Below are 12,193 nucleotides of genomic sequence, written 5' to 3'. Positions count from 1 at the left end.
TTTGCCGGAATAAATGCATGATGCATGATACAGCCCCGGAGAACTCCATACAAAAAAGCACACGCCTGCAGTCCAGGAATGTGCCCTCTTTATATAATGCGTGTTATCTGTATGATCGGGGTATGCTTTGCCTCAGCCAATCCTGAGATTCCGTTTCTCTTCTTTCTCGGCCTTTTGAATCCGCAGCTTGAACAACTTCACCAGGTTGCGCCGGGTATGCTCTTCGTGACAGTTGTCCAATTTCTTAATTATGAAACGGTCAATGGACATGTCAATCGCTCCTTTGGAATGGGATCGGAATCCCGTTGTAGAGTAGGAAATCATTTCCTTGTCTCCTTGTAACACCTATATAACCGGGTCCCAGATGGCTTAAACCAGCCAATATCACTGCGGCAAATAGCTGCGAAATTAGTCTTACTACATATTGACGGTTCTTCTGCGATTGGATTCCTTCAACAGGAGATATGGTATCTGTGCAAAAAACAGCCTGTTTGTGTCGGCAAAATAAAAATTTTATCCGACGGATATTTACAAACAATTTATTAAATGCTATATTATCTATAGTTAATATTAAATATATATTTAAGGAGAAATCATAATGTCTAATGTCCTGTTTATCAAAGCAAATAACCGCCCAGCCGAGCAATCTGTAAGTGTTCAGCTCTATAATGAGTTCCTGGCGAGCTACAAAGAATCTCATCCGCAGGATGAAGTTACTGAACTGGATTTGTTCGCTGAACAACTTCCTTACTACGATAACACGCTGATCACTGGCGTATACAAAGCAGCACAAGGCTTCGAGGCAACTCCTGAAGAAGCTGCCGGCGCCGCTCTTGTTAAGAAATATCTGGACCAGTTCCTGGCCGCTGACAAAGTGGTATTCGCCTTCCCGCTCTGGAACATGACTGTTCCGGCTGTACTGCACACTTATATCGATTACCTGAACCAGGCCGGCACAACCTTCAAGTACACTGCTGAAGGTCCTGTAGGATTGTTGACAGGCAAAAAAGCAGCTGTACTGAACGCCAGAGGCGGCGTGTACTCCGAAGGCCCGGCAGCAAGTGCTGAAATGGCTGTTAACTTCATCATGGGTAACTTGAACTTCTGGGGCTTCAAGGAAACTACACAAGTTATCGTTGAAGGACACAACCAGAACCCGCAGAAATCCGCTGAAATTATCGCTACCGGTCTGCAACTGGCAAAAACTGCAGCTGCATCGTTCTAATCCGCCAGCGTTAAAAGTCCGGTTTCACCTTTAGAGCTCCGCACTTTTATCAGGCATCTGCTGTAACATCAACCGGACTTTTATTTATATATAGTTCCGCCGGTGCATCCTCCGGGAAACCGCCGGACCCTACAGGAAAAAGCCCTGCAGCTGCTATGGTCAGCTGCAGGGCTTTTTTTGTGCTCCGGAGAGTCTTAATACTCTTCCAATACCCGCTGCCAGCTGTTGCTTTTGGCACGCGGAGGTGTGCTTTTGGAGGAGGCAGCTACGGTTTTGCGCTTCTGCTTCACTTCTTTGCTGTTCTGGAACTGCAGTTCCTTCTGCGTCTTGCGGTAATTGAGCAGCCGTTTCTCATCCAGTACACCGCTTGCTACTGCCTCAAGCACCGCGCAGCCTTCCTCCCGAACATGGCTGCAATCACTGAAGCGGCAATCTGCCGCGAGCGAGCTGATGTCACCGAAGGCCAGATCCAGGCCTCCCTCATCTTCCCACAGCTGCAGCTCACGCATCCCCGGCGTATCCACAATGATGCCGCCGTCCGGCAGGACAAACAGCTCACGGTGTGTGGTCGTATGCCGCCCGCGGCTATCCCCTTCCCGGATATCCTGGGTTAGCTGCAGATTCTGTCCGCTGAGCCAGTTGACCATCGTTGATTTACCGCAGCCGGAGGAACCGGTCAGGGCCACGGTCTGACCGCGGCCGATATAAGGCAGCAGCTCCTCCCGCCCATCGCCGAGCAGCGCGCTGACCGCATGTACAGCTACCCCGGGAGCCGCCCGCTGCATCTCGGCAATTTTATCCGCCGCATCGGCACAGAGATCTGCCTTGGTCAGCAGAATCACCGGATTCGCCCCGCTGTTCCAGGCCATAATCAGATAACGCTCCATCCGCCGTACATTGAAATCATCGTTCAAGGCGCTGACCAGGAACAGGGTATCGACGTTGGAGGCAACGATTTGTTCCTCTTGCGTCACCCCTGCCACCTTGCGCGAAATTACGCTGCGGCGGGGCAGGACGCCATGAATCACGGCATGCTCACCGCCGTCCTGCATGGCCAGAGCCACCCAGTCGCCAACCGCCGGATAATCACCGGACCCTGTCAAGGTATGTCTGAGCTTGCCGGATAACTCTCCCCAGATCTCGCCCGTGCTTGCGATGACCCGGTACTTGCTGCCGAAATCACCGACAATCCGGCCCGGCTCAAGTACCCTGGCCTCGAGCTGCTTCAGCTTCTCTGTCCACTTATTTTTCCATTCTTCATTCCAGCCATACTGTTCTATATTCATTCAATTCCTCCTGGTTTGTTGTTGTTTATGCTGAATATAAGAGTTAACTTAAAGCTCATTCGTCACTGCGGAGAAGATTTGGGCTTCCGGCCGCTGTTGTCCCCAGATTTCTTGATTTAAACCGCTGTTAGCGGTAGAAATCCGGTGACAAAGGCGGACGCTATCGCTCCTACAGCTCCAAATTTCCCCTCCGATCCTTTGTACTTTGTGTTTTATCTTTTATCCAGCTTGTTTGCTTTGCTTACCCTCTTAATCATTCACGTGTATTTCCGGGAGTTTGTACCCCTTCCAATCCTTTTAGCACAGCAGCATCTTTTACAGCGTGCAGCATATAATGGCTACTGTTTCAACAAAAAAACCGCCGGAACCCAAAGGTTCCGGCGGCGGAATCCAAACCAAAAGCTGAAGCACTCCCCTCGAACAAAGAAAGCTGCCTCAGGTTTCTGTGCGTGTCGCAGACCAGGATATATTCAAGCGCATGAATATACATCTGGCTATGCACGCAAAAAAGCCGCCGGAACCGATACGGTTCCCGGCGGCTCTAAAAGGCATGTTAGAGCTTACCTGCTAAGCTGGGAATCTTATTCCACAGCCGCTGTTCCCGGAAGACACGTATCCACAACAGTTGCAACTGATCCTGATAACACGGTATAAACTGTCATTTGACATCGTCTCCTTCCGAACTAATATGCTGTTATGATAAACGCGCTGCCAGCTGTTTGTCAACAGGCACTCTTGAATTTTTTAACAAAATCTAATTAAATAATGCCTTCAAGCTCATTCAGCTCATGAATGGTGGCAATCGGCTGCACGTTCAGCGACTCATCCCAGGCATGGTTACGCTTCAGCCAGATGGTATCCATTCCGGCCCGGACTGCCCCCCAGATATCATTCACCGGATGGTCTCCTATGAACAGGGTCTGGTCTGCGGTTGAACCCAGGCGTTCCAAGGCCAGCCGGTAAATCTGCGGGTCCGGTTTGCTGATTCCGACTTCACCGGAAATTACGATGGTACGGAAATAGGGACGCAGGCCGAGCAGATCAATTTTGCCGTATTGAATATCCCTGCTGCCATTCGTTACCAGTCCCAGCGGATAGCCGCGGCCTTGGCAATATTCCAGTGTCTCCACTGCATGCTTCATGATTGCCCCGTGGTGTATATAGGTTTCGTCGTAGTATTTCCGGATGTCCTCTGCCGACCGCACTGTCTGCCAAGGGAGAACCTCGCTTAGTTCTGCAAAAAAGCCATCCTTATCACGGTAGCCGTCAGCATCTCTGATTATCATATCTGCAACCACCCGGCCGGCTTCATCCTCATTCAGGTGTCCGAGGAAATCCTGTACAAATTTCATACTGAAGCTGCGGAAGGTCTGATCACGGTCCATCAGCGTATTGTCGAGGTCAAACAGTAAGGCTTGTACTTCCTTCATTCTTTCGTTCCCCTTATTTCATCAATTTCAATGATTCCTACACCAGAAATTCATTGTACTATGCACCGGGGAACAAAGAAAAGACCATTCTGTTAAGAAGAACAAACGTTCTTTCACAGGATGGCCTCTATTTTCAGATCAGGTCCGGGACGCTTAAGATTCAAAATGCTCTGCGCGATGCGTAAGCATCATTTCCTCTTCCGTAATGTAAAGCGGGAACGGCGGCGTTTCCTTGAGATAACGTTCCGTGGAGAGCAGCCGGTAATGAACTTCTGGCAGCCAGGCATCTTCAAGCAGCGGGAGCTTGCCCGTGTCACTGATATAGTTATCTACAGCCGACTGCACCATGTCGAGATAATACGGTACCAGCTTGTCAGCTTCCTCAAAGATTTCAAAGGTTTCGCGGGACATATAGAACTTCTGTTGCGGGACCCCGCCCAAATATCGTTTAAGCCGGTTTAGATCAATACTTTTATCTTCCATAATCAGAGCAGTGCGGTTAATCGGCGCAGGCATATCTTCTTCAAATTGCCTAACAGCCTGCTTGATCTGCGGCAAGGTAACGGTGAGATGAACAGACGGCATATTTTTTTTGGCGCGTTTGAATATCATACTGAAAGTCTCCTTTCGAAGTTTATGTCGGATAACGCTTACAATTCCATTTTATTCGTTATTCAAACATTTAATCAGCAGATTCGAACTTGTCACACAAAATCCCCATTTATTAGATCATTATTTGACATTTTCCCAGTGAGTCCACAACTCGGGCGGATTCAGCTCATACTTCTCGTTCTCCCGGTACATGAATTGATGCATAATGAACTCCCGGCGGATCGTCGCATAATCCTCGTGAAACGGCTTGATGAATTCATTGATCTCTTTTTCGGAATAGACTACACCCGGCTCCAGCTTCTCCACCATATACTGCAGGGCGATCAGCTTCTTCTTATACTGTGCGGGAATCTGCCGCAGGCGTCCGTCCTTGGCAAAAAAATTACGCAGCACCGATTCCTTCAGGCTGCTCTCCGGCGACTCTTCCTCCATCTCTTCCACCCCCTTGGCAAAAATAAATTTCAGCGAGGCCTCTGAGCCTGCCTGAATAAACTCAGGATTCAGCTTGAAATATACGGTATTCTTGTCTCTGCGCTCCATGATCAGCGCAGCTTCACGCAGTTTGGCGGCATGATGGGTAACAGTGGGCTGTGACAGGTTCAGCTTCTCGGCCAGCGCATGCCCGTGAACCTCGCCTTTGGACAAAAGCAGCAGAATCCGCAGCCGGGTCGGATCGGACAACGCTTTATGGTAAGCAACAATTTTATCTAACTGCATCGGAACACACTCCTATAGACATTTGAACATTCATAAACTCTGTTGTATGAAAATACATACCTTATCTGCTGCATTGCGTTTAGATATATATCTAATTATATACCTTTTTCAACGTTTGAGCAATGCTCTTGTTACTGGAAACACCGGGGAATGGCAAAAATCTAAAATATAAGGTACCATTTACTGAAAAGAATACTTACCCGAAAGGATGCAGCTATTATGAAAGACGTAATTATTATCGGTGCGGGTCCCTGCGGACTGTCTGCAGCTATAGAATGCCAGCGCCAGGGGCTCTCCAGCCTGATCATTGAAAAGAATTTTATTGTCCATTCTATCTACCTGTATCCGACGAATATGCAGTTCTTCAGTACAACCCCGCTGCTTGAAATCGGAGATGTGCCCTTCACCTCCCCGAACGACAAGCCATACCGCCATGAAGCCCTGGTCTATTACCGCCGCGCTGCCGCGCAGCATGGCCTCGACATCGCCGCCTATGAGGAGGCACTGTCCGTTCTGCCGCAGGAGGATGGCAGCTTCATCGTACATACACGCAACAAGCGCGGAGAAGAGCAGCACCATAGCGCCGCGAATGTAGTCATTTCAACCGGTTATTTCGACCAGCCGAATATGATCGGGATTCCCGGGGAAGAGCTATCCAAAGTAACCCATTATTTCGGTGAAGCCCATCCGTATTCCGGCATGAAGGTTGCCGTCATCGGGGGAAGCAACTCGGCGGTTGATGCCGCTCTGGAGCTCATCCGGGTCGGTGCCAAGGTGGATATGGTCTACCGTGGAAGCAGTATTTCGGAGAATATTAAGCCATGGGTGCGTCCGATTTTTGAGAGCATGGTCCAGAAAGGGAACATTACTCTTCATCTGGAGTCACGGGTAACGGAAATCACCCCGTCTTCTGCAGTGGTCACGGCAGGCAGCGGGGAGACCCGCATCCTTGATAATGACTTCGTCCTTGCCATGACCGGCTTCCGTCCGAGCAGAACCCTGTTATCCTCGGCAGGTGTGCTGATGGATGATTCCCTCGATAAACCTGCCTTCAATCCTTCTACGATGGAGAGCAATATTCCCGGTATCTATGTCGCAGGCGTTATCGCGTCCGGACGGAACGCCAATGAGGTATTCATCGAGAGCGGTCGGGGGCACGGCAAACTGATTGCCGATCATATTATGAGCAAAAGGCTTTCTTAGAGAAGGAGTGCTTCTAAGCTATGGATATGACCTCGTTACTGCTGCTGGGTCTCGCGGCACTGGGGATTATCAGCAGCAATTCTCCGGTCACGATTGCCATGGTCGTTCTGCTGCTGATCCGGGTGCTGGGCCTGCAGCAGGCTTTTCCCTGGCTGGAGAAATACGGGCTTACCGTTGGCATCATCATCCTCACCATCGGAGTGATGACACCGCTGGCCAGCGGTAAAATCTCGCTGCAGACGATCGGGCAATCGTTCCTGCACTGGAAATCGCTGGCCGCAATCGGAATCGGGATTCTCGTTGCCTATCTCGGCGGACGCGGCGCGGTGCTTATGGGCAGCCAGCCGACCATTGTGGCCGGGCTGCTGATTGGAACCGTCATCGGCGTCGCTTTTTTCAAAGGCGTTCCGGTTGGTCCGCTGATTGCGGCAGGTATCCTGTCGCTGCTGATTGGACGGATCTGAACCCCGCCGCAAGGATGAAACAGGCTGCATCTTCACCTAATCGGGTGAGTATGCAGCCTGTTTGTTGTCCTGCCTAATAAGTTGACGCCCTGCTGGCGCTTGGAGACCCTGTTAACCATCCAGCCGCTGCACATTGAACAAGCGTGCATAGCTGCCCTCCAGCGCCATCAGCTGTTCATGGGTTCCGCGTTCAGTAACGGCCCCGTTCTCCAGCACAACAATCTGATCGGCATAGGTTATGGTAGACAGTCTGTGAGCCACAATCAGTGTGGTCCGTTCTGAGGAGAGGGCCTGCAGCGACTGCTGAATCAGATGCTCTGATTCAAGATCCAGCGCCGAGGTGGCTTCGTCCAGAATCAGCACTTTGGGGTCCTTCAGGAATACCCGCGCTATCGCCACTCTCTGCTTCTGGCCTCCGGACAGCTTCACTCCGCGCTCTCCCACCTCCGTATCATAGCCTTCCGGCAGCTGCATGATGAAATCATGCGCATTAGCTGACACCGCCGCTGCAATGACCTCCTGCTCCCCTGCCTGCGGATTGCCGAACAGAATATTATCCCGCACGGAGCCGCTGAACAGGAAGTTATCCTGCAGCACCATACCCACTGCCTTGCGCAGACTCTCCTGGGTCAGCCCTCTGATATCCTGCCCGTCCATCCGCAGGCTGCCTTCACTGATATCGTAGAACCGCGGAATCAGGCTGATCAGCGAGGACTTCCCGCCCCCGCTCATCCCGACAAAAGCCACCGTCTGCCCCGGAGCAATACGCAGATTAATATCGCGCAGCACCCACTCGTTCTCATCGTTATACTTGAACCATACTCCGCTGAATTCAATCTCTCCTGCAGGTGCCAGCAGCGGCTTCGCCCCCGGGGCGTCTACAATATCATAAGGCTCGTTCATCAGCTCCATCACCCGCTCCAGCGAAGCAGAAGCCTGGGTCAGCACAGTCGAGGAATTAATCAGCCGGCGGAGCGGTGCATACATGCGGTCCAGGTACCCGAAGAAAGCTACGAAGGTCCCCAGAGTCAGATTACCCTGGATCACCTGATATCCCCCGTATCCAATGACGAGCAGCGGCGCGATATCCGTCAAGGTGTTGATAATCGCGAAGGTAAAAGCGTTCCAGCGCGTTTGCGCCATCGCTTTTTCCAGAAATCGGCCGTTAATGTCCTTGAACTGCTGCTGGTCCACCCGTTCCATGGTGAAGCTGCGGATCACCGCAATCCCCTGAATCCGTTCATGCAGATAGCCCTGAATAACCGCGAGAGCCTGGGACCGGTCCTTGGTGAGCACCTTAAGCCGCTTATAGAGGGTATTCACAGCAATGCCGTACAACGGCAGAATCGCAATGGAGACCAGCGCCAGCACCGGATTCAGGTAGAACATGAACCCTAGTGCAAAGAGCAGGGTGAACATGTCCAGCCAGACGTTCATCATTCCGACCTCAACCAGATTCTTCGACTGCTCCACATCGTTAATAAATCTGGAGATCGCCTCGCCCACTTTGGTATTCTGGTAATAACGCAGCGACAGGCGCTGCATATGTCCATACAGCTTATTGCGCATATCGAAGAGTATCTTACTTGTAATCAGCTGGGCAAAATACTGGCGGTAATACTCTACCGGACCTCTGATAATCACGAACAGCACAAATGCGCCGCTGAGCACGATCATCAGCTTGGACACCCGGTCAGCAATGGTTAACGCAGGATTGCCCAGCAGATCATCTACTACATACTTCAAAATCATCGGCAGCGTCAGCGGAATACTGAATTTGATCATCCCGATAATTAATGTGAGCACTATCCATTTCATGTAAGGCCGTACGAAGGTATAATAAGATTTCCATTGTTTCACAGCCTCTTACGCCCTTTCCCGTTAATTGGTTTACCCGGACACTGTTGACATTTGCGCTCCGCAGTGTTTTTATAATTTTATTAGTTACGATCGCAGTACCTGAAATCCAGGAGGATAATGATGCCCAGACAATTTGTGACGGAAGCCGTCATGATGGCGATTTACGGCCAGCTTCTCGCACCGCGGAGCCCTGTAGAATATATAGTGCCTTACACTACTATTATGGAATTGTACGAACTACGGGACAGTGATGAGCCGGTGATGAGCCACGCTGACGATGACCAGCATGTGAAGCTGAGAATCCGCGAGCTGATCAACTATTTCGAGGAACCGCTTAATTCCAAGAAGATCAACCGCTGTCTCAATGTCCCGTGGGCCAAAAGCTCCGGCATTCTGCTCGGCGGACAGGCGCAGATTACCATCATCAACAGCCTCGACAACGCTTCCTACGGGGAAACCTTTGATCCAATCGAGACGGAGCTGCTGCTGGCCTCCCAGCGTGAGCAGGTACCGATTCTCACCGACCAATTCGAGCTGATTCAGCGTATCATCGAAGGCGGAGTGCCGGTGCAGGTGTTTGATATTGATGATTTCGAGTTCGCGATGGAAGAAGAAACATTCCGCAGCTCACCCTGAAGCCGCAGCAGCTGATGTAGGCAGAATGCCTATCCGCTATGCGTTCTCACGTAAAATCCCTTGCCACTTGGCAAGGGATTTTGACATCTTTCACCGTAACGGGGCCTGCACCATTCCTCACTTCCGGGTTATTCCTTTACGCCTCCGGCGACCGGCACAGGCTCATACTTATACTCGATATCATCCTCAGCCTCCGAATAGACAATCGACAGGCTATACCCCTCCATGTACCACAGATCCTGCTCTTCCATATAGAAAATAAGGCTTCCCTGCTCAAACTGAACAGCGGGACGGCCCGGCGGTTCTGTAGCGATTCCCAGCGAGAATCCGGGATGCAGTCCGCCCCCTGAGCTATACCGGGGAAACAAACGGACATACGCTCCATTCTGGAGGCTCAGCTCTCTCTTGAACCAGGCGGCAGCTTCCGTGCTAATTAACATGTTCATCTCTCCACTCCTCCCGCATATCTCAAGTCTACTGACAAAACACAATACTCCAAATGACTTAAGTATATTTTATCATACAGCTTATTCGCAATTTGTTCAAAATTACATTTGACAATCCTTGAAGGGGGATGATAAACTCGGAACATAACGAAGCGTCTTCAAGTTATTACCAAATCAAAGAAAGGGTGAGCGCGGTGTTTACTATTGTTCCAGCATATTTCCTAACTATTGTCGGCAAATCCACACAACTGAATACCGAAGCAGCCCGAGTAATGGATAATTCCTGAGTATCATGCGTGTTACGCGTACCGTATGAATTCAGGCTAAGCAATTCTCTTCCATGTCTCTGTGCTGCGACAAGCACCGTGGACATGATAGTCGTAAATGACAGGCGTATCATCCGTTTTCGGATGGTACGCTTTTTTGCATGCTTTGAGAGAGTTATCCATTGTCCTGAAGCTTCATAATATCCTTACCCAAGCCGGCAAACAACATTCTCAACACGAAAGGAAGGGATTTCCCTTGTTCTCCGTTCTCCGCGATCTCGGCTGGTTCTTCCGCCGGGAAAAAAGGCGCTATGCTATAGGCCTTATACTGCTAATTGTGGTAGGTGTGCTTGAATTGCTGCCTCCCCGTCTCCTCGGTAACGCCATCGACGATATTGTCAGCGGCTCCATTACTGCAGGTTCACTAATGAAATATATAGGCATGATCGTGCTCATGCTGCTGGTAATTTACTGGATCACCTACATATGGATGCACAAGCTGTTCGGAGGTTCAAACCTGGTGGAGCGCCTGCTGCGCTCGCGCTTCATGAATCATCTCATGACGATGACACCGGCCTTCTTCGAGCGCAACCGCACCGGTGATCTGATGGCCCGGGCCACCAATGATATCCGTGCGGTATCAGCTACCGTAGGCTTTGGTATGCTGACCCTCGTCGATTCGACAGTCTATCTGACAGTAGTGCTGTTCGCCATGGGGTTCCTGGTCAGCTGGAAGCTGACACTTGCCGCAGTTATCCCGCTTCCGCTAATCGCGATAGCTATGGTCTTCTACGGCAAAGCCATTCACGACCGCTACAGTCTGGCGCAGGATGCTTTCGGTGACATGAATGATCAGGTGCTCGAATCCGTATCCGGTATCCGCGTTATCCGTGCCTATGTGCAGGAACGCCAGGATGAGAAGCGTTTCTCTGATATCACCGAAGATGTATACCGCAAGAATATGGCCGTAGCCCGGGTCGATGCCTTCTTCGAGCCGACGATCCGCTTTTGCGTAGGCCTCAGTTATATTATTGCACTGACCTACGGAATCTATCTGGTCTTCCGCAATCAGATCACTCTTGGAGACCTTGTCTCCTTCAATATGTATCTCGGCATGATCGTCTGGCCGATGTTCGCCATCGGCGAGCTGATTAACATTATGCAGCGCGGCGGCGCCTCGCTGGAGCGGATCGATGAGACACTGCATGCCATACCTGATGTGCAGGATGTTCCTCATCCAACCCCGGTAGAACATCCGTCATCTATTGAACTGAAGGATGTGACCTTCCGCTATCCGACCTCAACCATCGACAACCTGAGTGGAGTCAGCCTTTCCTTGTCGCAGGGCCAGACACTCGGTGTGGTCGGACGGACCGGCAGCGGCAAATCGACCCTGCTGAAGCAGCTGCTGCATGAATATCCGACCGGCCAGGGTGAGATATTGATCTCAGGTGTTCCGATCGGGCAGATTGCCCTGGATCAGCTGCACAGCTGGATGGGGTATGTCCCGCAGGAACAGATTCTGTTCTCCAAATCGGTACGCGAGAACATACAGTTCGGCCATTCGGGAGCCAGCGATGAGCTCATTATGCAGGCTATAACGGCTGCAGCATTCCAAAATGATCTCGGCACCTTGTCCGACGGGCTCGACACGATGGTTGGCGAACGCGGTGTCTCCCTGTCCGGAGGACAGAAGCAGCGGGTCTCGATCTCCAGAGCCTTCATCTCTAATCCGGATATTCTGATTCTGGATGATGCATTGTCTGCTGTTGACGCGAGGACAGAAGCCAAGATCATCGAGAACATCCGTGAAGAGCGCAGCGGTAAAACCACGCTCATCTCCACCCACCGCCTCTCGGCTATTGAACACGCCGATCTGATCGTCGTGCTTGACGGAGGACATATTACGGAGCGGGGTACCCACCAGGAGCTGCTTGAATTGAACGGCTGGTACCGTGAGCAGTTCGACCGTCAGCAGGTTGAGAATAACCTGACGAATGAATAACCCAAAAACAAGTTATAACGTGCATCATATCTATTATAATGTT

The 12,193-nt window shown here is 51.0% G+C and carries 12 protein-coding genes; 5 read left to right on the top strand and 7 right to left on the bottom strand.

Features of this window, described 5'->3' with window-relative positions; all coding sequences use genetic code 11:
• Nucleotides 1–132: 132 nt before the first annotated feature.
• Nucleotides 133–324 carry a hypothetical protein gene (locus tag NYE33_RS20835; RefSeq protein ID WP_336101796.1) on the bottom strand — a complete coding sequence of 64 codons (192 nt, stop codon included), beginning with the start codon at nucleotides 322–324 and terminating at the stop codon, nucleotides 133–135.
• A 274-nt stretch (nucleotides 325–598) separates the two neighbouring features.
• On the opposite strand from NYE33_RS20835, the gene NYE33_RS20830 reads away from it, so the two are divergent.
• Nucleotides 599–1,225, top strand: coding sequence for an FMN-dependent NADH-azoreductase (locus NYE33_RS20830; protein WP_039310081.1), 627 nt, complete (start codon nucleotides 599–601; stop codon nucleotides 1,223–1,225).
• A 194-nt stretch (nucleotides 1,226–1,419) separates the two neighbouring features.
• Here NYE33_RS20830 and rsgA read toward each other — a convergent pair whose 3' ends face one another.
• The 4 genes from rsgA to NYE33_RS20810 all read right to left on the bottom strand — a co-directional run bounded on the left by rsgA (nucleotide 1,420) and on the right by NYE33_RS20810 (nucleotide 5,270).
• On the bottom strand, nucleotides 1,420–2,511 hold the full coding sequence (gene rsgA, locus NYE33_RS20825; RefSeq protein ID WP_341067353.1) for a ribosome small subunit-dependent GTPase A: 1,092 nt from the start codon (nucleotides 2,509–2,511) through the stop codon (nucleotides 1,420–1,422).
• Between the two features lie 758 nt (nucleotides 2,512–3,269).
• Nucleotides 3,270–3,941 carry an HAD family hydrolase gene (locus tag NYE33_RS20820; protein WP_341067351.1) on the bottom strand — a complete coding sequence of 224 codons (672 nt, stop codon included), beginning with the start codon at nucleotides 3,939–3,941 and terminating at the stop codon, nucleotides 3,270–3,272.
• A 153-nt stretch (nucleotides 3,942–4,094) separates the two neighbouring features.
• Complete coding sequence (locus tag NYE33_RS20815) at nucleotides 4,095–4,553, bottom strand: DUF3939 domain-containing protein (RefSeq protein ID WP_039304638.1); 459 nt, start codon at nucleotides 4,551–4,553, stop codon at nucleotides 4,095–4,097.
• A 120-nt stretch (nucleotides 4,554–4,673) separates the two neighbouring features.
• Nucleotides 4,674–5,270, bottom strand: coding sequence for a DUF2087 domain-containing protein (locus tag NYE33_RS20810; RefSeq protein ID WP_039304641.1), 597 nt, complete (start codon nucleotides 5,268–5,270; stop codon nucleotides 4,674–4,676).
• Nucleotides 5,271–5,489: 219 nt separating this feature from the next.
• Here NYE33_RS20810 and NYE33_RS20805 point away from each other — a divergent pair, with 219 nt between their 5' ends.
• Entirely contained in the window at nucleotides 5,490–6,473 is a 984-nt protein-coding gene (locus NYE33_RS20805; RefSeq protein ID WP_039304643.1) for a YpdA family putative bacillithiol disulfide reductase, read from the top strand.
• 20 nt (nucleotides 6,474–6,493) lie between these two features.
• Nucleotides 6,494–6,937, top strand: a complete 444-nt coding sequence (locus NYE33_RS20800; protein ID WP_042236951.1) for a DUF441 domain-containing protein — start codon at nucleotides 6,494–6,496, stop codon at nucleotides 6,935–6,937.
• A 111-nt stretch (nucleotides 6,938–7,048) separates the two neighbouring features.
• Here the strand turns inward: NYE33_RS20800 and NYE33_RS20795 are convergent, their stop codons facing one another.
• Nucleotides 7,049–8,797: an ABC transporter ATP-binding protein gene (locus tag NYE33_RS20795; protein ID WP_336101770.1), complete on the bottom strand. Its 1,749-nt coding sequence runs from the start codon at nucleotides 8,795–8,797 to the stop codon at nucleotides 7,049–7,051.
• Between the two features lie 120 nt (nucleotides 8,798–8,917).
• On the opposite strand from NYE33_RS20795, the gene NYE33_RS20790 reads away from it, so the two are divergent.
• Complete coding sequence (locus NYE33_RS20790; RefSeq protein WP_039304650.1) at nucleotides 8,918–9,433, top strand: hypothetical protein; 516 nt, start codon at nucleotides 8,918–8,920, stop codon at nucleotides 9,431–9,433.
• A 128-nt stretch (nucleotides 9,434–9,561) separates the two neighbouring features.
• On the opposite strand, the gene NYE33_RS20785 is transcribed toward NYE33_RS20790, so the two are convergent.
• The gene (locus NYE33_RS20785; RefSeq protein WP_042137938.1) at nucleotides 9,562–9,879 is read right to left on the bottom strand and encodes a HesB/YadR/YfhF family protein; all 318 of its coding nucleotides are present in this window, start codon (nucleotides 9,877–9,879) and stop codon (nucleotides 9,562–9,564) included.
• Between the two features lie 522 nt (nucleotides 9,880–10,401).
• On the opposite strand from NYE33_RS20785, the gene NYE33_RS20780 reads away from it, so the two are divergent.
• The gene (locus tag NYE33_RS20780) at nucleotides 10,402–12,150 is read left to right on the top strand and encodes an ABC transporter ATP-binding protein (RefSeq protein WP_042137940.1); all 1,749 of its coding nucleotides are present in this window, start codon (nucleotides 10,402–10,404) and stop codon (nucleotides 12,148–12,150) included.
• Nucleotides 12,151–12,193: the final 43 nt, after the last annotated feature.

The sequence above is a fragment of the Paenibacillus sp. FSL R10-2199 genome, assembly GCF_038000235.1.
Lineage (GTDB): Bacteria > Bacillota > Bacilli > Paenibacillales > Paenibacillaceae > Paenibacillus_AQ > Paenibacillus_AQ phytohabitans.
This window is presented reverse-complemented; position numbering and strand designations above follow the sequence as displayed.